18 protein-coding genes and 1 pseudogene are annotated in these 21,505 nt (G+C 72.4%); 11 read left to right on the top strand and 8 right to left on the bottom strand.

The window, feature by feature from the left end; all coding sequences use genetic code 11:
* Positions 1-1,212, top strand: a complete 1,212-nt coding sequence (locus ACGFYV_RS06450; protein WP_393877214.1) for a GDSL-type esterase/lipase family protein — start codon at positions 1-3, stop codon at positions 1,210-1,212.
* On the opposite strand, the gene ACGFYV_RS06455 is transcribed toward ACGFYV_RS06450, so the two are convergent.
* Both ACGFYV_RS06455 and ACGFYV_RS06460 read right to left on the bottom strand, forming a co-directional pair.
* A complete protein-coding gene (locus ACGFYV_RS06455) occupies positions 1,200-1,856 on the bottom strand; it encodes a class F sortase (protein ID WP_393877215.1) in 657 nt (218 codons plus the stop codon). The genes ACGFYV_RS06450 and ACGFYV_RS06455 overlap by 13 nt on opposite strands.
* A 283-nt stretch (positions 1,857-2,139) precedes the next feature.
* Positions 2,140-2,901, bottom strand: coding sequence for a hypothetical protein (locus tag ACGFYV_RS06460; protein WP_393877216.1), 762 nt, complete (start codon positions 2,899-2,901; stop codon positions 2,140-2,142).
* 379 nt (positions 2,902-3,280) lie between these two features.
* Here ACGFYV_RS06460 and ACGFYV_RS06465 point away from each other — a divergent pair, with 379 nt between their 5' ends.
* The 4 genes from ACGFYV_RS06465 to ACGFYV_RS06480 all read left to right on the top strand — a co-directional run bounded on the left by ACGFYV_RS06465 (position 3,281) and on the right by ACGFYV_RS06480 (position 6,624).
* The gene (locus ACGFYV_RS06465; protein ID WP_393877217.1) at positions 3,281-4,147 is read left to right on the top strand and encodes a fructosamine kinase family protein; all 867 of its coding nucleotides are present in this window, start codon (positions 3,281-3,283) and stop codon (positions 4,145-4,147) included.
* Between the two features lie 293 nt (positions 4,148-4,440).
* Positions 4,441-4,632 carry a putative ATP-grasp-modified RiPP gene (gene tgmA / locus ACGFYV_RS06470; protein ID WP_393877218.1) on the top strand — a complete coding sequence of 64 codons (192 nt, stop codon included), beginning with the start codon at positions 4,441-4,443 and terminating at the stop codon, positions 4,630-4,632.
* A 16-nt stretch (positions 4,633-4,648) separates the two neighbouring features.
* Complete coding sequence (tgmB, locus tag ACGFYV_RS06475; protein ID WP_393877219.1) at positions 4,649-5,632, top strand: ATP-grasp ribosomal peptide maturase; 984 nt, start codon at positions 4,649-4,651, stop codon at positions 5,630-5,632.
* Positions 5,633-5,667: 35 nt separating this feature from the next.
* Positions 5,668-6,624: a Gfo/Idh/MocA family protein gene (locus ACGFYV_RS06480; protein ID WP_393877220.1), complete on the top strand. Its 957-nt coding sequence runs from the start codon at positions 5,668-5,670 to the stop codon at positions 6,622-6,624.
* Here the strand turns inward: ACGFYV_RS06480 and ACGFYV_RS06485 are convergent.
* A complete protein-coding gene (locus tag ACGFYV_RS06485; protein WP_393877221.1) occupies positions 6,614-7,522 on the bottom strand; it encodes a GNAT family N-acetyltransferase in 909 nt (302 codons plus the stop codon). The two genes, ACGFYV_RS06480 and ACGFYV_RS06485, sit on opposite strands and share 11 nt — an antisense overlap.
* Before the next feature lie 274 nt (positions 7,523-7,796).
* On the opposite strand from ACGFYV_RS06485, the gene ACGFYV_RS06490 reads away from it, so the two are divergent.
* Positions 7,797-8,933 carry a PP2C family protein-serine/threonine phosphatase gene (locus ACGFYV_RS06490; protein WP_393877222.1) on the top strand — a complete coding sequence of 379 codons (1,137 nt, stop codon included), beginning with the start codon at positions 7,797-7,799 and terminating at the stop codon, positions 8,931-8,933.
* A gap of 110 nt (positions 8,934-9,043) precedes the next feature.
* On the opposite strand, the gene ACGFYV_RS06495 is transcribed toward ACGFYV_RS06490, so the two are convergent.
* Both ACGFYV_RS06495 and ACGFYV_RS06500 read right to left on the bottom strand, forming a co-directional pair.
* Positions 9,044-9,484, bottom strand: coding sequence for an Lrp/AsnC family transcriptional regulator (locus tag ACGFYV_RS06495; protein ID WP_393877223.1), 441 nt, complete (start codon positions 9,482-9,484; stop codon positions 9,044-9,046).
* 58 nt (positions 9,485-9,542) lie between these two features.
* A complete protein-coding gene (locus ACGFYV_RS06500) occupies positions 9,543-10,892 on the bottom strand; it encodes a transaminase (protein WP_393877224.1) in 1,350 nt (449 codons plus the stop codon).
* Positions 10,893-11,238: 346 nt separating this feature from the next.
* On the opposite strand from ACGFYV_RS06500, the gene ACGFYV_RS06505 reads away from it, so the two are divergent.
* Positions 11,239-11,706, top strand: coding sequence for a hypothetical protein (locus ACGFYV_RS06505; RefSeq protein WP_393877225.1), 468 nt, complete (start codon positions 11,239-11,241; stop codon positions 11,704-11,706).
* A gap of 22 nt (positions 11,707-11,728) precedes the next feature.
* Here the strand turns inward: ACGFYV_RS06505 and ACGFYV_RS06510 are convergent, their stop codons facing one another.
* Complete coding sequence (locus tag ACGFYV_RS06510; RefSeq protein WP_393877226.1) at positions 11,729-12,064, bottom strand: hypothetical protein; 336 nt, start codon at positions 12,062-12,064, stop codon at positions 11,729-11,731.
* A 260-nt stretch (positions 12,065-12,324) separates the two neighbouring features.
* Here ACGFYV_RS06510 and ACGFYV_RS06515 point away from each other — a divergent pair, with 260 nt between their 5' ends.
* On the top strand, positions 12,325-13,575 hold the full coding sequence (locus ACGFYV_RS06515; protein ID WP_393877227.1) for a serine hydrolase domain-containing protein: 1,251 nt from the start codon (positions 12,325-12,327) through the stop codon (positions 13,573-13,575).
* Between the two features lie 178 nt (positions 13,576-13,753).
* On the opposite strand, the gene ACGFYV_RS06520 is transcribed toward ACGFYV_RS06515, so the two are convergent.
* The gene (locus ACGFYV_RS06520; protein ID WP_393877228.1) at positions 13,754-15,295 is read right to left on the bottom strand and encodes a helix-turn-helix domain-containing protein; all 1,542 of its coding nucleotides are present in this window, start codon (positions 15,293-15,295) and stop codon (positions 13,754-13,756) included.
* 440 nt (positions 15,296-15,735) lie between these two features.
* Here ACGFYV_RS06520 and ACGFYV_RS06525 point away from each other — a divergent pair, with 440 nt between their 5' ends.
* The 3 genes and pseudogenes from ACGFYV_RS06525 to ACGFYV_RS06535 all read left to right on the top strand — a co-directional run bounded on the left by ACGFYV_RS06525 (position 15,736) and on the right by ACGFYV_RS06535 (position 18,581).
* Positions 15,736-16,356: an L-threonylcarbamoyladenylate synthase gene (locus ACGFYV_RS06525; protein WP_393877229.1), complete on the top strand. Its 621-nt coding sequence runs from the start codon at positions 15,736-15,738 to the stop codon at positions 16,354-16,356.
* A gap of 118 nt (positions 16,357-16,474) precedes the next feature.
* Complete coding sequence (locus ACGFYV_RS06530; protein WP_393877230.1) at positions 16,475-17,230, top strand: dienelactone hydrolase family protein; 756 nt, start codon at positions 16,475-16,477, stop codon at positions 17,228-17,230.
* Between the two features lie 151 nt (positions 17,231-17,381).
* Positions 17,382-18,581 (top strand): annotated as a pseudogene (locus tag ACGFYV_RS06535) (glycoside hydrolase family 64 protein).
* 98 nt (positions 18,582-18,679) lie between these two features.
* Here ACGFYV_RS06535 and ACGFYV_RS06540 read toward each other — a convergent pair.
* Positions 18,680-21,073, bottom strand: a complete 2,394-nt coding sequence (locus tag ACGFYV_RS06540; protein WP_393877231.1) for a M4 family metallopeptidase — start codon at positions 21,071-21,073, stop codon at positions 18,680-18,682.
* Between the last annotated feature and the right edge of the window lie 432 nt (positions 21,074-21,505).

A 21,505-nucleotide genomic window follows, 5' to 3' on the forward strand; every position in this document is an offset into this window, starting at 1 on the left:
ATGTCCACCACCGCATCCGACTGGATCACCACTCCCCTCACGGCCGACCTGCTGCGCGGCGCCCTGGATCTGGAGCGCACCGGCAACGGACTGCTCCCGCACCGGCTTCCCGCCTGGGCGCGCGCCCAGTGCCCCGACCCGCAGCTCCTCATGGCGCAGTCCCAGCCGTCCGGCGTACGACTGGTCTTCCGCACCCGTGCCACCGCCGTCGAGCTGGACACGCTGCCCACCAAGCGGGTCTACGTCGGCGCCCCGCCCCGTCCGGACGGCGTGTACGAACTCCTCGTGGACGGGCGCCCGGCCGGCAGCACGTGCGTGCGCGGCGGCAGCACCCTGACGATCGACATGTCCACCGGCACCGCCGAACACCGGTCCGGACCGGTCGGAACGGCCCGTTTCACCGGTCTGTCCGGCGAGGTCAAGGACGTAGAGATCTGGCTGCCGCACAACGAGACGACCGAGCTGGTCGCCCTGCGCACCGACGCCCCGGTGGAACCCGTACCGGACCGGGGGCGCAAGGTCTGGCTGCACCACGGCAGTTCCATCAGCCAAGGCTCCGACGCCGCGGGCCCCACCACGACCTGGCCGGCGCTCGCCGCCACGCTCGGCGGGGTGGAGCTGGTCAACCTGGGGCTGGGCGGCAGCGCCCTGCTCGACCCGTTCACCGCCCGCACGATGCGGGACACGCCCGCCGATGTGATCAGCGTCAAGATCGGCATCAACCTGGTCAACGCCGACCTGATGCGGCTGCGTGCCTTCGGGCCCGCCGTCCACGGTTTCCTCGACACCATCCGCGAGGGCCACCCGGACACCCCACTGCTCGTGATCTCGCCGGTCCTGTGCCCCATCCACGAGGACACGCCGGGCCCGAGCGCGCCGGACCTGTCCGCGCTGAGTTCCGGTCAGCTGCGGTTCCGGGCCGCCGGGGACCCGGCGGAGCGCGCGCTGGGCAAGCTCACGCTGCGGGTCGTCCGCGAGGAGCTGGGGCGGATCGTGCGCCGGCGGGCCACCGAGGACCCGCGCCTTCACCTGCTCGACGGCCGCGCCCTCTACGGGGAGGCCGACGTCGCCGAACTGCCGCTGCCCGACGGCCTCCACCCGGACGCGGCGACGCACCGGCTCATGGGTGAGCGCTTCGCCGCGCTGGCCTTCGCGCCGGGCGGCCCGCTCGGGGACCCCGCCGAGGAAGGAGGCGGGGTTCACACGAGGTGAGCGAAGACCACCAGGTTCTCGGTGTAGTCCTTGGCCGAGTGGTCGTAGTCCCCGGCGCAGGTGATGAGCCGGGCCTCGGGGCGCTTCGCGTCGTCGTACACGCGCTTGCTGGGGAAGTCGTCCTTCTCGAAGGTCTCGGCGCTGTCCACGACGAAGTTCGCGCTCTGCCCGTCGGCCCGCTCCACGCTGAAGTGGTCGCCGGGTTCCAGCTCGTCGAGGTTGGCGAAGACGGCGGCGGAGGTCTTCGTGTCCACGTGACCGGCGATGACCGCGGTGCCCTTCTCGCCGGGAGTGACGCCCTTGGCGTACCAGCCGACCAGGTTGGTGTTGTCGGCGGGCGGGGGCTCCAGCTGGCCGGAGGAGCTGAGGACGAGCGCGGTGAAGGGGGCGTCCACGGCGATCTTCGGAATGCGCAGACGCGTCGGCGCGGACCGGGGGAACGGCTCGCCCGCGATGTGGGAGCCGGCCGTGGCGCCGGTCGCCGGGGAGGGGTCGGCGGCGTCGTTCGCCTTGTGGTGACCGCCGAGCACGCTGGCGGCGAGGACGAGGATCGCCACGCCCCACAGGGTCAGCCGACCGCCGCGGCCCGGCTGCTGTCCGTCCGCCGGTTGGGCGGGGTGCGGGGAGGAGGGATCTGCTGCCATCGGACACCACCTCACTCGGGCACGGCAGCACGGGGATCGGAGTACGCGTAGGGATGACACGTAGGGGTGACACGTAGGGGTGAAGAGACGAGGCCCGGACAGAGGTCCCGGCACGGATCCCGACAGGAATCCGGACAGGATCCCGGACAGGACTCCGGACAGGATCCCGGACAGGACTCCGGACAGGAACTCGGACCGAGGTCCCGGTGGGGGCGAGGCGGCGCGGGCCGCCGGCACGGTGTGCGCCGGCGGTGGCCGCGGCCCCGGTGGACGGGAGGGGCGGTCAGGAGGCCGACTCGCCCGCCTTCTTGCGGCGCAGCGCGTACACACCGGTGGCGCCTACGGCGAGCACCGCCATGCCGCCGGTGGTGACACCCGGGGTGGCGAGGGCGCCGCCGCCGGTGTGCATGCCGCCCCGCGGCTCGTCGCTGTCGTCGCCCGAGTCCCCGTTGTCGCGCCCGCTCCCGTTGCCCTTCCCTCCATTGCCCTTCCCGCCGTTGCCCTTCCCGCCGTTGCCCTTGCCGCCGCTGCCGCCGCTGCCGCCGCTGTCGCCGCTGTCGCCGCTGTCCCCGTTGTCCTTGTAGGACTCGGGGTCGAACCTGCTGTCGTCCTCGCCCGAGCTGGTCCAGTCGTCGCCGCCACTGCTACTGCCGCTGCGCACCGCGGCGAGGGCGCCGCCCCCGGTATGCATCCCGCCGCGCGGCCCGTTGCCGTTGTCGTCGCTGCTGTAGTCGTCTTCACTGTCCCCTCCGGAGCCCTTGCCCCGTCCACTGCCCGAGCCGCTGTCGCGGCCACTGCCGGAGCTGTTGTCGCGGCCACTGCCGGACCCGTTGTCGGACCCGTTGTCACGACCGCTGCCGGAGCCGTTGTCACGGCCGCTGCCGGAGCCGTTGTCACGGCCGCTGCCGGAATCGCTGTTGTGCCCACTGCTGTGGGAGGAGTTGTCCCGGCCTCCGTCGTCCCCCGCGAGCGCGGCGCCGGGCACGGCGAATGCCAGGGCCGCGGTGACGGCGGCCGTGGCGAGAAGAATGCGGGCAGAACGCATATCGATGTCCTTCCGCCGTGGCCGGGCAGCGGATACGTCATCGGCTCAAGAGACCCGGCCTCGACATGAACCACCGTCGATCAGGCCGTTGCCGCGCACCATCCAGGCCGCCCAGCCGTGTCACCGCTCCACCCGTCTGTCCCAGCGACACGCCGGTGCATGCCCCGTCCGGCCCACCCCTTGTCACCCACGGGCACCTGGCCCGGCACACACGGTCGTTCGTCCTCGGGCTGGGCCCGCGCGGGTTCCGGGAGTCGGACGCGGCGTTCCCGCGGGAGACCGGGAAGTGGGGGCGGCCGCACGGGGCGTCGGCCGGGGCAGTCGTCAACCCGCCCGACGTGTCTGGGAGCTGCCCTCGCCCGGGACCTACCCTGGGACGGTGGTCACGCGCGACGAAGATCCGGCCCAGGCGGCGTCCCGGCTCACCGGACGCCGGGTCACCGGTGGGCGGACGTCGCACGGGTCGCCGGTCGAGGTGGAGTTCGAGGGCGGTACGACGGTCATGGTCAAGCGTGGCGACGGCCCGGGTGCGGTCCGCGCCGAAGTGGCCGGGCTGCGCTGGCTCGGTGCGGCGGGGGCGGTCCGGGTGCCCGGGGTGCTCGGTCACGACGAGGACTGGATGGTCACCGAGCGCGTGCCGACCGGCCCTCCCGACGCCGGGGCGGCCCTGCGTTTCGGTCACGCCCTGGCCGCCCTGCACGCGTCCGGGGCACCCGCGTTCGGGGCGGCGCCGCCGGGCGGGCCCGTGGAGGCGTACATCGGTCTCGCGCCCATGCGCAACGCGCCGGGCGCCGACTGGCCGGCCTGGTACGCCGAGCACCGGGTGCTGCCGTATCTGCGCGCCGCGGTCGACGCCGGCACCGTGCGGCCCGGCGAGGCCGCCGTGATCGAGCGGGTCTGCGAGCGGCTTCCGGAACTGGCCGGCCCGGCGGAGCCACCCGCGCGGCTGCACGGGGACCTGTGGAACGGCAACGTGCTGTGGGGCGCCGACGGTGAGGTGCGGCTCATCGATCCGGCCGCGCACGGCGGGCACCGGGAGACCGACCTGGCGATGCTGGAGCTGTTCGGCTGCCCCCATCTGGGCCGGGTGCTGGCCGGTTACGAGGAGGCGGCGCCACTGGCGCCGGGCCGGCGGCGGCGCGTCGGCGTCCACCAGCTCTTCCCGCTCCTGGTGCACGCGGTGCTGTTCGGCCGCGGCTACGCCGAACAGGCCCTCGCGGCGGCCCGCGCCGCCTTGGCGGGCTGAACCGGGCGCCACCGGCTCGAAGTTGCCCCCGCCGCCAGTACGGACGCGCCCCCGCCGCCGACACGAAAATTATCCCGTCGCGGCACGGAGACACCCCTGTCGCCGGTACGGAGACGACCCACGCGTCGGCTTCAAGAGGATTCCGCGTCGTTCGCGCAGCCGTTTCGCCCGTAATGGCGTCCTCATACCTGGCGCCCGAACCGCCCCTTCCCAGACCCTGGTCACGGAGCGTAAGGAAACCAACCACCCGTTCGATTCGTATAAGGACGTGAAAGCCGAATCAGGGAGAGACCATGCAACCGTTCACGCTCAACTACGCGCGCCCGGCTGTGCAGTTGGAAGTCACCACTCCGTACGCGTACGACTCCGGACTGCAGTTGAACGTCCTCCCGGACGGACGCATCGCGGCCGCCGATCACGCGACGTTGAGAGCCCTGGGAACCACCACCTCCACGGCCGGTTCCAAGACACACTTCGACGACTGAACGCGGGCCGCGCACCATGACCGTGCTCATCCTGACCAGTGAAGAGGACGTGACGGCGGACATGGTGGTCCTCCGGCTCGGCGAGGCGGACGTGCCGGTGGTCCGCCTCGACCCCGCCGATCTCACCAACGGCGTGTCGCTGTCCGGCGAGTACGCGCAGGGCGCCTGCGAAGGTCAGCTGTCCGTCGGCGGGCGCCGGGTGAGCCTGAGCGGCCTGCGCTCCGTCTGGGTGCGCAGGCCGGGCGTCGCGGCGGCTCGTGCCGCGCAGCCGTCCGCCTGGCTGACGGAGGAGTCCGCGCAAGCGCTCTACGGCCTGCTGCGCGGTACGGACGCCCGCTGGATGAACCATCCGGACGCCGCGCGGCGTGCCCGCCACAAGCCCTGGCAGCTGCGGCTCGCCCAGCACAGCGGCCTGCCGGTGCCGGCCACGCTGATCACGACGTTCCCGCAGGCGGCCCGGGAGTTCGCCGAACGCTTCCCGGACCTCGTGGTCAAGCCCGTCTCCGGTGCGCATCCGCAGGAGCCGCCGCGGACGGTGCCGACGAGCCGGGTGGCGCCGGACGCCGACTTCTCGGCCGTCGCCTTCGGACCGACCCTGCTGCAGCGGCGGGTCGCCAAGAGGGCCGACATCCGGCTGACGGTCGTCGGGGACCGGCTGCTGGCCGCTCGCAAGTCGGCCGATCCGCACGCCCACCCCGACGACGTCGACGTGCGCTTCGCCCCCTCGGTCTCCCCCTGGCTGCCGGCGCAGACGCCCGCGCGCATCGCCGAGGCGGTCCTGCGGTACATGAGGGGTGCCGAACTGTCCTACGGTGCCTTCGACTTCGCGGAGGACGCGGACGGCGTCTGGTGGTTCCTGGAGTGCAACCAGTCGGGCCAGTTCGGGTTCGTGGAGATGGACACCGGCCAGCCGATCGCCGCGACCATAGCGCGCTGGCTGGCGGGAGACGAGGATACCCGAGGAACGTCTGCCGACGACGCGCGGGGCACGGCACTTTGAGTCCGCGGCCACCGCATCGGAGAGAGGAACGCGACATGCGCATCGGACTGCTGGGCACGGGCCCCTGGGCCCGCGCGGCCCACGCCCCCGCACTCGCCGGGCACACCGGCCTGGACTTCGCCGGGGTGTGGGGGCGCCGCCCGGAGGCGGCCGGCGCCCTCGCCGAGGAGTACGGCGTGCGCGCGTACGACGACGTGGACGACCTGCTCGCCGACGTGGACGCGGTGGCGGTGGCGCTTCCGCCGTCCGTGCAGGCCGAGTTGGCGGTGCGCGCGGCTCGGGCCGGCCGCCATCTGCTGCTGGACAAGCCCGTCGCGCTGGGGGTCGGGCAGGCGCGGGCCGTGGCCGAGGAGGCGGAGCGGGCCCAGGTCGCCTCGGTGGTGTTCTTCACCACCCGCTTCCAGCAGGAACCCGAGGCGTGGATCGCCGAACAGGCCGCGGAGGCGGGCTGGTTCACGGCGCGGGCGCAGTGGCTGGGATCGGTGTTCACGAGCGACAGCCCGTTCGCCGCGTCGCCGTGGCGGCGCGAGAAGGGCGCGCTGTGGGATGTGGGCCCGCACGCCCTGTCGGTGCTGCTTCCGGTCCTCGGTGACGTACGGCAGGTCCTGGCGGCCGCGCACGGTCCCGCGGACACCGTGCATCTGGTCCTCGACCACGAGACCGGGGCGTCGAGCACCGTGACGCTGAGCCTGACGGCACCGCCCGCGGCGGCCGGGGTCGGCGTGGAGCTGTGGGGCGAGGCCGGGACGGCGGTGCTGCCGGTGAGCGCGCAGGACGCGGTCACCGCCCTCACCCGTGCCGCCGACGCCCTGATCGCCGCCGCCCGCACGGGCCGCCCGCACGCCTGCGACGCCGTCTTCGGCCTGCGGATCACCGAGATCCTGGCGTCCGCGGAGTCCCTTCTGAACGGCATCCCGGCCGACGGGGCACACCCGCCGGCCGGGGCCGTCCAGACGTTCCGGTCACCGGCCCGTCAGCAGGTCACCCGGTAGTGAGCGTGTGGTCGGCCCAGAGGTTGACGCGTTCGCGGACGACGGGATAGCCGGCCTTGGCGAAGTTCGCGGCCATGGGGAAGTTGCCCTGGTCGGTGGCGGCGGCGATGAACTCCGCGCCCCGTTCGACCAGGAAGTGGGTGCACTCGGCGAGGAGGTCGTAGGCGTAGCCGTGGCCGCGGTGGCCGGGCAGGACGCCGATGAAGCCGATGCAGGGGCCGGCGGGGTTGTGGGCGGGGATGTGGATGCCGGCGAGTTCGCCCTCGGGGGTGCGGGCCACCTGCCACCACTCGCGCGGTGACGGCATCCAGTGGAAGATGTCGAGTTCCTCCTGGGCGGCCCGGTCCACTCCGCCCTGCTCGATGGCCCGGAGGGCGTGGGCGTCGAGGGTGACGGAGTGGATGCGGCGCAGGGCCTCGAAGAAGACGCCGTCGTCGGGTTCGGCGGCGAAGAGCAGGCGTCTGGGGCGCTCGGGCAGACCCCGGTCAGGGGTCCAGCGGTAGATGAAGCGTTCCACCAGCGGTTCGTAGCCCGCCTTGCGGCCGGCCGCGATGCGTGTGCCGGTCGCGGCCCGCTGCACGGGGTCGTCGCGCCAGCCCACGGGCAGATCGAGTTCGAGTTCCTCGGTGCGCCAGGGCGCCGTCCGCAGGAGTTCGGCGCCCGCGTCCTCCTCGCCCTCGGCCACGTCGAACCAGTTGATCACCAGGGGCTCGGCGTCCTCGGGCCGGGCCCACCACGCGGCGCGGGCCACCGGACGGCCGTCGCGCAGGGCGACGCGCTTCCAGTCGGGGCGGTACCGGGTCCGGCGGTGCTTCTCACGGAAGCCGAGCGGGTCGGGCAGATCGTCGAACAGGTGAGCACTGCTCTCGTCGAGCGTGCGGATGACCAGTGCGGTCAAGGGATTCCTCCGGGATGCGTACGAACGTACAGCGCTCCCGGTCAGGTCAGACGTGGCACGCCCTGGGCAACGGGGAGGGGGGAGCGCTGGGTGAACGGGACCTGCATGACGCTCGCCTCCTTCCGGCCGTCTCGGGCGTGGTGCCTCACGTTAGGGGGTGGCGGCGAGGGCGTCCACCGGTTTTCGTCGTCACGGGCGCCGGGGCCGTTCGCCCTCGTCACGGGTGCCGGGCCGGGAAGAGGCCCCCGGCGGGACGGCGGCGTAGCGTGGGCATGTGACATCGGTGCGCGGCTGGTCGTCGCGACGGACCAGGAAGGAACGCGGCTGGCTGCGGGGCGCGCCACCGCCGCGATGGGTGCGGGTGCTGCCGGTGCTGCTGCTCGTGGCGGTGACCGTGACCGCGCTCGGCACCCCGCACGCACGCGATCTGGGTTTCCTGCTCGGCGCGATCCCGCCGCTCGCCGTCCTGTCGTACGGGCCGATGGCGACCGCCGCTCTGGGCGTTCTCGTCGTCGTGGTGCTGAACCTGCCGTTCGCGCATCTGAACCGGCCGGGCAACACCGATGTGCTGACCATCGCGTTCGTCGCCCTGCTGAGTGTGCTCCTGTCCTTCGTACGCAGCCGCAGGGACGCCCAACTGGACATGGAGCGGGAGATCAGCGAGGCCGTGCAGGGCGCGGTGATGCCGCCTCTGCCGGAGCGCGTCGGCCGGGTGAGGTGCGCGGGTTTCTACCGGGCGGCACAGGACGGGACGTTGGTGGGCGGTGACTTCTTCGACGTGCGCGACGGGCCGTACGGCGTGCGTGCGGTGATGGGCGATGTGCAGGGGCACGGACTGTCGGCGGTCTCGACGGTGGTGTCGCTGCTGGGCGCGTTCCGGGAGGCGGCGCTCGACCAGCCGGGCCTGGAGGCGGTCGCCGCCCGTATGGATCGCCGGCTGGTGGCGGACTCCTCCGCCGTCCGCCATCCGGAGCTGTTCGCCACCGCGGTGCTGCTGGAGTTCTCCGCCGACGCGCGGACGGTGCGGGTACTGGCCTGCGGTCACCCGCCGCCCGTGCTGCTGCACGGGGAACGGGCCCTGGAGATGATCGTCCCGCCCAGTCCGCCGCTCGGTATCGGGCTGCTCGGCATGGAACGGCCGAAGGAGGTCACCGTGTCCCTCGGCCCCCGGGACCGGCTGCTGATCGCCTCCGACGGGGTGTGGGAGGCCCGGAACGACTCGGACGCCTTCTACCCGCTGCCCGACCGGCTCACCGCGCTCGCCGGAGCGGGAGCCGGAGAGGGAGCCGGAGAGGGAGCGGGAGCGGGCAGTCTGCCCGACGCGGTGTGGGCGGACCTGCTGCGGCTGCGCTTCGAGGTCCGCGACGACGCCACCATGCTCGTCCTGACCCCCGCCCCCGCCGTCCCCTGATCACCCCCGGGCGCGGGCCGCTCCGGTACGAAGGGGCGTCAGCGCACGTCTACGAAGTGGCGTCGGCCCACCTCTGCGAAAGGGCGTCGGCCCACCTCTGCGAAGGGTCGTCAGCCCACGTCCCACAGGAACCGGTGGGTGTGGATCCCGAAGTACGGGAAGGACTGGATCTCGCGGACGCCCTCCAGGGGCCGGACCTCGTCGTTGACGAAGTCCAGCAGGGCCTTGGGTCCGGGCGCCACCACCTCCGCGAACAGGTCGAATCCGCCCGAGGTGAGGACCGAGTAGACGACCTCGGGGCGTTCGGCGAGGGCGTCGGCCACCGTGCGCGGGTCGCCGTCGACGCCGATGCCGAGCAGCGCCATGGCCTGGCCGCCCATGGCCATCGGGTCGGTGACGCCGACGACCTGGACGGCCTTTGAGTCCAGCAGGCGTTGCAGGCGCTGCCGGGCGGCCGACGCCGACAGGCCGACCTTGGGGCCGAGGTCGGCGTACGCGATGCGTCCGTCGGTCTGCAGTTCTCGCAGGATGGCCCGGTCGATCTCGTCCACGGTCGTCGTTCTTCCTCTCCGGCGGGTCGGTGGGGGCCCTCCAGCCTAGGGGGTCGGCTCAGCCGCTCAGTTCGGCGAGCGCGGCGGCGAACACCCCGGTGTGGGTGTCGACGTCCTGCTCGGTGGTGTCCGGGCACATCAGCGCCATGTTGTGGAACGGGGTGAGCAGGATGCCCCGGTTGGCCAGGTAGAGGTGGAGGTAGTCCTCCAGCTCCGCGTCGGCCACGGCCGCGGACTCGGTGCCGGTGCGGGGCGCGGGAGAGACGAAGCGGTACTCGGTGCGGGCGCCGAGGCGGCTGACCGACCAGGGCAGGGCGTGGGCGTCGATGGCCGCCTGTACGCCGGCCTCGAAGCGTTCGGACAGGGTGGCCATGCGGGCGAACGCGTCGTCGGTGAGGACGTGTTCGAGGGTGGCGCGCATCGCGGCGACGGACAGCGCGTTTCCGGCCAGGGTGCCGCCCACGCCGCCCATGTCCACCAGGTCCAGGTCCTCGCGGGCGAGCAGCCGCTCGGCGAGGTCGGCACTGAGGCCGTAGGCGCCGGCCGGGATGCCGCCGCCGATCGCCTTGCCGATGGTGAGCAGGTCGGGCTCCAGGTCCCAGGCGGCCGTGCAGCCGCCGGGGCCGGCCGAGAAGGTGTGGGTCTCGTCGGTGATGAGCAGGGCGCCGTACCGCCTGGTCAGTTCGCGGACACCGGCGAGGTAGCCGGGCTCGGGCAGGACGATGCCGATGTTGGTGAGGGCCGGCTCCATGAGGACGGCGGCGACGTCACCGCGGGCCAGTTCGCGCTCCAGTCCGGCGAGGTCGTTGAACTCGGCGACCCGGCTGGTCAGCGTCACGTCGCAGGGGGCGCCGACGTTGCCGGGGCGGGCGGTGCCGTCGCCGTCGGGGCCGACGACGATGAGCGACTCGTCGACGCTGCCGTGGTAGCAGTAGCTGTTCACCAGGATCTTGGGGCGCCCGGTGACGGCACGGGCGAGCCGGATGGCCCACCGGTTGGCGTCGGTGGCGGTCAGCGAGAAGCTCCAGCGGGCCAGTCCGAACCGCCGGGTCAGCTCGGCACCGACCCACTCGGCGTCCTCCGTGGGCAGCATGGCCGTGGCCCCGCCCAGGACGGCGTAGCGGCGCTGGACCGCCTCCGTGACCGGGGCCGGCGAGTGACCGGCCATCGCGCCCGTGTCGCCGAGGCAGAAGTCGATGTACTCGTGGCCGTCCACGTCGGTGACGCGGGCGCCTCGCGCCCCGGCCAGGTATCGCGGGAAGGCACCGGCGGTCTTGTTCATCCAGGTCATCGGCACCCGCCCGAAGAGATGGTCGGCGCGCGCGTAGGCCGCCCGGGAGCGCGGATTGCGGCGTTCGGCCTCGGCGCTCTCGCGGGCCAGGAGGGCGTGCAGTCGCGTGCGGTCCATGGGATACCTCGTGGGTGTGATGACGAAACAGAGTGAGCGTACGACTGAAACCTCATCCAGATCAAGATTTCACGCATGAATCGATTGCCAAAACACTCGATTCGAGCGTATTCGCGGTCTTGCGGCTCTCCGAGGGTGACGCATCACCCGCATCACCTCGCCCAACCGACGAACCCGCACGCGGAGTTCGAACGCATCCACCGAAACGCCAGGCCGCGCCACCCCTTCCGCCAGGTAGAAATATCTACCAGCATGCATATGCCGGGTAGGCGTGCAGTGGCACGAACTGTCCGGTCACCACCGTTCCCTGCGCCCTTGCGGGGTTCGAGATCACCCGGAGCAGTGCATGACGAACGCGATGTGGATGCGGGGCGTGGAGTGGCTCGCCGCGGCGGCGGCCGATCCCCGCACGTGCAAATGGGAGTGGGATCATGGGGAGGGTGTCGCACTGCTGGAGGCCGGCCGCTTCTGGGACGTCCTGAGCGTGCCCGAGCCGCTCGGGCTGCTGGCCCTGGATCTGTTGTGGCGGCCCGCACCGGGCGCCCCGGGACCGACACTGGTGGACACGGCGGCGGAGCGGGTCGGCTTCTTCCTGCCCCCCGACCCGTCCGGCGGCTGGGTGGGCGCCGGCCTGCGGTACGCGACCAGGGGCTCCTGGGTCGCCGTGCCGCCGCCCTACCGCCCCGCCCGCTCCCTGGAGTGGCTGGTACCGCCGGACGGCACCGGCGCGCTGCACCGGCCCGGCATGCTGGAGGAGGCCCTGCGGGAGGCCAACGGCACGCTGGCCGTGCTCGCGCCGATGTGCGGGCGCTGACCGCGATACGGGACGCGGCCGGTCAGGAACCTTCGGGCCCGGGGCGGGCGCACAGGGTGAAGGCGGTCAGGGCCGCCCACAGCATGTCCGGTTCGGCGGGCACCGTCCGCCCCTGGGCGCGCCACTCCCCCACGAGTTCGGCGTAGATCGGCTCTCGGGTCCGGTCCGCCGGGACCTCGCGGTCCGCCGGGGCCACGCGGTCCGCCGGGGCCACGCGGTCGGCACGGTCCGCCCGGTCCGTGTCATCCTTGCGGTCCGTGTCGTCCACACGCTCCGTACGGCCCTTGTCCCCCGTACGGTCCTTGCGCTCCGTGCGGTCCTCGCGCTCCACCCGGTCCTCGTGGTCGATGCCGTTCATGTCGAGGGCAACGCCCGGCGCGCGCCGCCGGTACGTTTCGGGGTGCTCCGCTCACCGGGTCGGGTGAACCAACCCCTCGAACGCGCGGTTCCGCCCGTGCGACAAACATCCCGCACTTGCCGGGACCACATGCCTCCTGTGCCGTCGCGGGACGGGTCCGGCGGACGGGCGCGGCACGGTGCGCGCTTCTATCCTGGGAGGTCGGGGCTCCGACGTGCCGTCCACCGCACGTTCTGCTCTCCCGTGCTTGGAGTCAGCCCATGTCGTACACGTCCGCACGCCTGCGCAGGGGGGCCGCGGCCGTCGTCGCGGCTGGGACGCTGATGGTGCCGCTCGCCGCCGCTCCCGTGGACGCGGCCCCGGGCGTCGCACCGGCCGCCCACGCCACGGCCCCGCCCAGCCCTTCCCCCTCGGGGCCCGGCGTCCGTCCGCTCACCCCGGCCGTGACGCGCCAACTCGACGGCGCCGTACGGAACGTGATGCGCGAGGCCGGCATTCCGGGGGTCACGGTCGGCATCTGGACGCCGGATCAAGGCAGTTACGTCCGTTCGTTCGGTGTAGCCGACAAGAGCGACGGCCGGCCGATGACCCCCGACCTGTACCTGCGCATCGGCAGCGAGACCAAGACGTTCACGGTGACCGCGCTGCTGCAGCTGGTGGACCAGGGCCGCGTCGACCTGGACGATCCGATCGGCAGATACGTCTCGGGCGTCCCGAACGGCGACGTCATCACGCTGCGGCAGCTGGCCGGCATGCGCAGCGGACTGTTCGACTACTCGGAGGACGACGACTTCTTCAAGGCGCTCACGTCCGACCCGCAGCGCAGCTTCACGCCCCGGCAACTGCTCGACTACTCGTTCCGGCACCCCGTGCTGTTCCCGCCGGGCGAGAAGTTCTCCTACTGCAACACCAACCTCATCCTGCTCGGCCTGGTCGTCGAGAGGCAGAGCGGGCTGCCGCTCGCGGACTACATCCGGCAGCGTGTCCTGGATCCCGCCGGAATGCGTCACACCCTGTTCCCGAGCGGTGCCGAGTTCCCCGAGCCGCACGCGCAGGGCTACACGGACCAGACGGCCGACGGCAGGGTCGCGGACACGGCGGACTGGAACCCGTCCTGGGGCTGGGCGGCCGGCGCGATGATCTCGACGCTCGACGACCTGCGCGTGTGGGCGCCCACGGTGGCGACCGGCCGGCTTCCGAGCGGCGGACGGCTGATCAGCGCGGCCACCCAGAAGGAGCGGCTGATCACTCCGGCGACCCCGATCCCGGGCGCCGGGTACGGGCTGGGGATCTTCGACGTGCAGGGCTGGATCGGCCACAACGGCTCCCTGCCGGGGTACGAGTCCCTGACGGTCTATCTCCCCTCGGCGCGGGCCACGCTCGTGGTACTCCTCAACACCGACATCGACCACGCCGGCCAGGAGCCGAGCACCTTGGTCGGCGAGGCGGTCACGAAGATCGTCTCCCCGGGTCACGTCTTCGACCTGCCGGCGGAGCCCGCCGCCAGGTGAGATCCGGACCCGGGCGCCATGAGCGGCATGAGGTGCCGGCCCGCCGGGCACCAGAAACAGGAGGGGGGCCTCGACCGGTCCCCCGTTCCGGTCGTGCCCCGCGCTCCGTTCCTCTGAACTTACGTGCGACTCACGGCGGTCGCCATCGCGCCCGTGCCCTCTCGGCGGCGACGGGGACTCACCTGTGCACAGGTGAGTCCGCTTGCTCCCCATTCGCCCCGCCGAGGGCGGGTGCGGTGAGGGTCGCGGTGGCCAGGTGCGCGAGGACGACCTCGTACAGGTCGCCGCCGCCGGCCAGCAACTGCCGTTCCAGGACCGGTTCGGCGGCGCGGACGTGCTCGCGCACGGTCTGGGCGTGCACGCCCAGCTCCCGGGCGGCCCGTTCGGCGTTGGCGCCGGCGGCGATCCAGGCGCGCAGGGTGCCGCGCAGGTCGCGGCCGTCGCCGTCCAGGCGGGCGAGGAGGTCGAGGGCCCAGGGGTGCAGCGCGGCCGAGGCGAGCAGCTCGCCGAGCCCTACGCGCCGCCCCGGTCGCCCGCCGGTGGCGGCCGGGTCGTACGGACCGTGCACCGCTTCGGTGGTGAGTGCCAGGCGGGCCGCGGCGCGGGTGGCGAGGTCGGCGAAGTCGATGCCGAGCAGCGACTCGACGCGGTCCATACGGGCGCGGACGGTGTTGCGGCTGACGCCGAGCACCTTGGCGGCGCTGACGGCGGTGAAGTCGATGCCCAGCCGGGTGGTGGCGAGCAGTTCGGCGCGGATGTGGTGGGGAAGCGTGTCGAGCGGGCGGAGCACCTCGGCGGACCAGGCCCGCAGGAGCGCCGGGTCCAGGAGCCGTTCGGGGTGGGTGCGTTCGGCGTAGACGGCGCTGCGGTCCGGGCGGAACCGGGCGACGGCGAGCGCGCTGACGGCCTGGCCGTACGCGGTGGCGGTCCGGGCGAGGCCCTGGCGCAGGCTGCCACCGAGGAAGGCTCCGGGCCTGCCGTCGACCAGGGACCGCAGCCTGCCGCCGGCCGCCCGTGCGGGACTGACGACGATGACGTGGCCGTCGACGGCGGGGCAGCGCACGACGAGCGCCTGTCCCTCGGTGGCGTCCCCGCACGCCTCGGCGAGCGCGTCCCGCTCGTCGGGGTCGACCTCCACGACGTACACGCGGGCGGTCTCCTGGTCGAGCAGCCCCGGCCACAGGCCCGCGGCGACGCGGCGGGCGGAGACGATGTCCTCCACCATCAGCAGTTGCAGGATCGCGAGGCGCAGGTCGGCCGAGGCGCGCCGCAGCCGGCGCCCGGCCTCCGTCAGTTCCTGCTCCCTGAGCAGGAGTTCGAGGACTCCCGCGGTACGCAGCACGATCTCGGCGGCGCGCCGGTCGAAGGGTGCCTGGCGGGCCACCGCCAGCACGGCGCCGGCCGCCGGGCCCTGGGTCGGGTGGCGCAGGCCGACCAGGCGGATGTGGCACGCGCCGTCCTGGACGGCGGCGGAGGAGATCCGGCCGGCGAGGACGTCGGCGAGGAGGGTGTCGTCGAGTGCAAGGGGTGCGCCGGCCAGGAGCGCGCCCTGCGCGTCCTGGAGGCAGACCGACGCGCGCACGGTCCGCTCCAGCCAGCCGACGACCCGGCCGGGGTCGCGGCCCGCGGGGCGCAGATGGTCCAGCAGCTGCTCCGCCCAGGCGGTGTCGATGTCGTACGGCTGTCGGGCGTGGAGGCCCTCGTCGGCTCGGCCGGCCACGTCGCCCGTCTCCTCGTCGTCGGGTCGCTTCGACCTCGGATGGTGGATCATCGACGTTACCCGACACGGCGCGCGGACGCCCCTGGGCGTCCGCGAACACCGAAGGGCGGGGATCCCGCGACGCAGGGCACGAACACGGCGCCGCAGGGCAGGAACGCGGCGCCTCGGGGAAGGAACGCGGCGCCTCGGACAAGGGGCCGCCGACGGCCCGAGAGGGGGGTGGGCCGCCGGCGGAGACGGGCAACCCTGAGCGGGGGGTGGCCCGGGGCGCCTCATCCCTCGGATGCCCCGGATTCGCCGTCACACACCCGCGGTTCCGGCTCGCACGTGACTTCCGCGGCCAAGCGGACAAGCGGCCGAGCGGCCAATGCGACGAGAGGACAAGGGGACAAGGGGCGCAGCTGCGCGTGCGGCGCCCGCGGACGGCATAAGCTCGATGAATGGCGAAGTACTTCGACGTGCACCCCGAGAACCCGCAGCCGCGCAGCATCGCCCAGATCGCGGACGCGGTGCGGGCGGAGGCACTCATCGCATATCCCACCGACTCCTGCTACGCGCTGGGCTGCCGCCTGGGCAGCCGGGACGGCATGGACCGGATCCGTTCGATCCGCCGGCTCGACGACCGGCACCACTTCACGCTGATGTGCCGGGACTTCGCGCAGCTCGGCCAGTTCGTCCGGGTCGACAACGACGTGTTCCGCGCGGTGAAGGCGTCCACGCCCGGCAGTTACACCTTCATCCTGCCGGCCACCCGCGAGGTGCCGCGCAAGCTGCTGCACCCCAGGAAGAAGACCGTGGGCGTGCGCATCCCCGACCACGTGGTCACCCAGGCGCTGCTCGCCGAGCTGGGCGAGCCGCTGCTGTCCAGCACGCTGCTGCTGCCGGACGAGAAGGAGCCGTTGACCCAGGGCTGGGAGATCAAGGACCGCCTCGACCACTCCGTGGACGCGGTGGTGGACTCCGGCGACTGCGGCACCGAGCCGACCACGGTCATCGACTTCTCCAGCGGCGAGGCGGAGATCGTGCGGCGGGGCGCCGGGGACACCACCCGGTTCGAGTAAGGGGGCCGGGCGCGCACACCGGCCACCGCGATCTGGATCTTGCGTGGCAGCATGGGGCGCGCGCGACACCGAGGGGCGACCGCCTCCCGCCGTCCGACCGCCCAGGAGGCTTCGCACGATGACCGCCGTTCAGGGAACGAACGTCGACATCCCCACCGAGGACGGCGTCGCGAACGCCTACCTCGCCCATCCCGCCGACGGGCAGCCGCACCCCGGCGTGCTGCTCTACCAGGACGCCTTCGGACTGCGTCCGCGGCTGCGGGCCATGGCCGACCGGCTCGCGGGGGCCGGTTACACGGTCCTGGTGCCGAACGTCTTCTACCGCAACGGCCGCACGCCGATCGGCGAGGTTCCGGAGTTTATCGACCCGGCGGCCGACCCGACCCTCTGGCAGCGGATCGGCCCGGTCATGGCCTCGCTCACGCCCGATCTGATCGAGCGGGACGCGGGCGCCTATCTGGGCTGGCTGACCGGCAGCCCGCTGGTCGCGGAGGGGCCGGTCGCGCTGACCGGTTACTGCATGGGCGCCCGGCTGGCTCTGCGCACGGCGGCCACCCATCCAGAGCGGGTGGCCGCCGCGGCCGGTTTCCACGGCGGCCGGCTCGCCACCGACGACCCGGACAGCCCGCACCTGGGCGCCGGAACCATCACCGCCGAGCTGTACTTCGGCCACGCGGACCAGGACGGTTCCATGCCCGAGGAGCAGATCCGCCGGCTGGACGACGCGCTCACCGCCGCGGGTGTGCGGCACACCACCGAGGTCTACGCGGGTGCCCAGCACGGCTATACCCAGGCGGACACCACGGCCTACGACCACGCGGCGGACGAGCGGCACTGGGCCGCGCTGGTCGACCTGCTCGGGCGCACGTTCTGAGGCCCGGCCGGCACCCCTCGCACGCAGGGGTGCCACCGGCCGGATCCACGCCACTCATTGACATGCATGCGACCGACCTCCAGTCTGAGAGCGCTCTCACAGGTACGGACCAGAGTCCGTACGACCCCGAACCCCCACACGGAGGTGGAGAGTGCCTCACAGGATCACGCGCCCCGCACTGCCCCTGGCGGCCGTGACGGCCCTGGCCGGCGGAGTGCTCGTACTGGGCACACCGGAGCCCGCCGGTGCCGCCGTCCCCGACACCATCCCCCTGACCCTCACCAACGACTCGGGCCGCGGCGACCCGGTGTACGTCTACGACCTCGGCACCGAGCTGTCCACGGGACGGCAGGGCTGGGCCGACGCGGACGGCGCCTTCCACGCCTGGCCGGCCGGCGGGAACCCGCCGACTCCCGCACCCGACGCGGCGATCACCGGACCGGCCACGGGCGGGTCGACGACCATCCGGATACCGAAGTTCTCCAGCCGCCTCTACTTCTCCTACGGCCAGAAGCTCGACTTCCGGCTCACCACCGGGGGCCTGGTGCAGCCGGCCGTGCAGAACCCGTCCGACCCGAACCGGAACATCCTGTTCAACTGGTCCGAGTACACGCTGAACGATGCCGGTCTGTGACTCAACTCCACACAGGTCGACATGTTCTCGGCACCGTACGCGGTCGGCGTGCGACGGGCCGACGGCAGCGTGAGCACCACCGGACATCTCAAGCCCGGTGGCTACAGCGGCTTCTTCGACGCGCTGCGCGCGCAGCCGGGCGGCTGGGGCGGCCTGGTCCAGACGCGCCCCGACGGCACCGTGCTGCGTGCGCTGTCCCCGCTGTACGGCGTGGAGACCGGGGCGCCGCCGGCGAACGTGATGGACGACTACGTCGACCGGGTCTGGCAGAAGTACTCGACGGCGACCCTGACCGTCACGCCGTTCGCGGACCGGCCGGACACCAGGTACTTCGGAAGGGTGTCGGGGGACGTCATGAACTTCACCGACTCCTCCGGCGCGGTCGTCACCAGTTTCCGCAAACCGGACGCGGACAGCGTCTTCGGCTGTCACAAGCTGCTGGACGCGCCCAACGACGCCGTGCGCGGCCCCATCTCCCGGACGCTGTGCGCCGGTTACAACCGCTCGACGCTGCTGACCAACCCGGACCAGCCCGACACCTCGCCCGCGCACTTCTACGAGGACGCGGTCACCAACCAGTACGCGCGCGCCGTCCATGCGCGGACGGCGGACGGCACGGCGTACGCGTTCGCCTTCGACGACGTCGGCCACCAGGAGTCGCTTGTCCACGACGACAGTCCGCAGCAGGCGTATCTGACACTGGATCCGCTGAGCTGACACGCGCGGCTGAGCTGCCGTACGCGGGTGAGCCGGCATGCGCGGGTCCCGCACGCGGACGGCTTCCGCGTGCGGGACCCGGAGGTGGTACGGGGGGATCAGCTCGTCGTGAGGGCGGTGTCGTCCACCACGAAGCTGGTCTGGAGCGAGACGTCCTCGACGCCGTTGAACTTCAGCGTGAAGGTCGTGCCCGCCAGCGAGGACAGGTCGAACGACTTCTGGGTGTAGCCCGAGGCCTTGTTGAGGTTCGAGTACGTCGCGAGGGTCGTCGAACCGGCCGTCACGGTCAGCTTGTCATACGCCGTCGTGGTGGTGGTCTCGGCGGAGTCGATGTGCAGGTAGAAGGTCAGGGTCGCCTTGCAGCCCGCGGGGATCGTGACCGACTGGGACAGGGTGTCGGTGTGCGAGGTGCCGTAGCCGTCCATCCAGGCCTTGTAGGTACCGCCATGAGCGGCCTGACCGGCGTCGTTGGTGATGACGCCGCTGGTCGCCGTCCAGCCGGTGCTGCCCGACTCGAAGCCGGGGTTGCTCAGCAGCTGGGTCGGGGTGCAGCCGCTGCCGACCGGGTTGACCGTCCAGCCGAAGCTCGCGGTGCCGGTCGCGCCGGTGGAGTCCGTCACCGTGACCGTGGTGCTGGAGGAGCCCGCGGTGGTCGGGGTGCCGGTGATCAGGCCGGTCGAGCCGTTGATGGACAGACCGGCCGGCAGCCCACTGGCGCTGTAGGTGAGGGCACCGGCGTTGGTGCTGCTCGCCTGGACCTGCAGGCTGACCGCCGTGCCGACGGTCGAGGTCTGGCTGCCCGGGTTGGTGACGGTCACCCCGTCGCTCGGCGGGTTGATGTGGCTGCCCACGTTGATGCCGGCGAAGGCGTTGCCCACACCCGCGTACTGGGTGGAGTTGGCGCCGTAGAGGGCGGTCGCCGCGTTCAGTGCGGCGGTGCGGGCGGCGGCGTAGTTGGTGCTCGACGTCATGTACGTCGTCAGCGCCTTGTACCAGATCTGCAGGGCGGCGGCCCGGCCGATGCCGGTGACAGCGACGCCGTCGGAGGTCGGGCTGTTGTAGGTCACACCGTTGATGACCTTGCTGCCGCTGCCCTCGGAGAGCAGGTAGAACATGTGGTTCGCCGGACCCGAGGAGTAGTGCACGTCCAGGTTGCCGACGCCGGAGTACCAGCTGTCGGCGGACCCGCCGTCCTTGCTCGGCTTGTCCATGTACCGCAGCGGCGTGCCGTTGCCGTTGATGTCGATCTTCTCGCCGATGAGGTAGTCGCCGACATCGGTGCTGTTGTTGGCGTAGAACTCCACGCCGGTGCCGAAGATGTCGGAGGTCGCCTCGTTCAGACCGCCGGACTCACCGGAGTAGGTGAGGTTCGCGGTGGCGGCGGTGACGCCGTGGCTCATCTCGTGGCCCGCGACGTCGAGCGAGGTCAGCGGGTCCGCGTTGGCGGAGCCGTCGCCGTACGTCATGCAGAAGCAGCTGTCGTCCCAGAACGCGTTCACGTAGGCGTTGCCGTAGTGGGCGCGGGAGTAGGCCGCGACACCGTCGTTGCGGATACCGCTGCGGCCGAAGGTGTTCTTGTAGAAGTCCCACGTCGTCGCCGCGCCGTAGTGGGCGTCCGCGCCGGCCGTGGCGGCGTTCGACGTGGTGCCGTTGCCCCAGGTGTCGTTGGTCTGGGAGAACAGCGTGCCGGTGCCCGAGGTGCCGTGGTTCAGGTTGTACGTCTTGTGGCCGCCGCGCGCCCCGTCGGTGAGCGTGAAGTTCGAGCCCGACTGGGTCGTGGTCAGCGTCACCTGGCCGCTGTACTGGGTGTTGCCGATGCCGGTCTTGACCGCCTGGAAGCGGTGGAGTTCGGCACCGGTGGTGGCGTCCGTGATGACGTGCAGCTGGCTGGGGGTGCCGTCGTCCTGGAAGCCGCCGATCACCGTCTCCCACGCGAGCTTCGGGGTACCGGTGCCCGCCCAGATCACCTTGCGGGCGCTGTCGGTGGTGGCCTTGTCGGCGGCGAGGGACTTGGCGGCCTTCAGGGCCTTGCTCTCAGCGGCGGACTTGGTGAAGGCCGCGGTGGTGGAGGCGACCGTGACCTTGTGTTTGCTGTTGAACGTGGTGGTCACCGCACCCTTGGCCACCGTGGCGGGCGGGGTGTGCACGACGAGGTCGCCGCCGAGGACCGGGAGGCCGGCGTAGGTGCGCTCGTAACGCGTGTGCACCGTGCCGTCGTTGTCCTTGACGACGTCCTTGACGACCAGCTTCTCCTTCGCGCCGAGCCCGAGGGTGCGGGCCGTCGCGGCGGTGGTGTCCTTGGCGCTCTTGAGCAGCGCCGAGTGCTGGGCGGGGGTGAGTTCGGCCTCGAGCCCCCCGCTGCGAAGCGGGCTGGGGTGGGGCCCTGCGGGCTTGGCGGTCGCCGGAACCGACTGAATGCCGACGGCAAGGAACGCCGCGGCGGAGACCAGTGCTGCTCCGACCGTGGCCCGTCTGTGGGGAAGGCGTCTCACTCGTACTCCTCCTGCTGCGGCCGCCGGGTCGCGGCCGTTGACAGACCGGGCAGACGGGTGTGCTGCCCGGACGAGCTGAGCTGTGCGGAAACCGTGATCCGTACGCACACCGGGGAGGATCTGTGTGCGGGGGGAGAATTGCAGCTTTGACCCGCACATGTCAGCCATATCGAGGACAATCGAGGGTTTTCCCTAGGCCGGACGGCGCGGGTCGGGTCACCCGGGGCGCTCGTGGGGCATTCCCGGGACGTGGGGTTCCTGGGGCGTGGGGTTCTTGGAGCGTGGGGTCCTGGGACTTTCCACAAGTGTCGTCCTGGTGCGCGGGGTTCGGAAGAGGTCACGGCGAGGCGGTTGCGGGCAACCGGCCCTGGACCGGGCGGCTCGACGCCCGAATGACCGCACAGACCTCCCAGCCGAAAGGCATATCTGCAC

It is taken from the genome of Streptomyces sp. NPDC048297 (genome assembly GCF_043201585.1).
Lineage (GTDB): Bacteria > Actinomycetota > Actinomycetes > Streptomycetales > Streptomycetaceae > Streptomyces.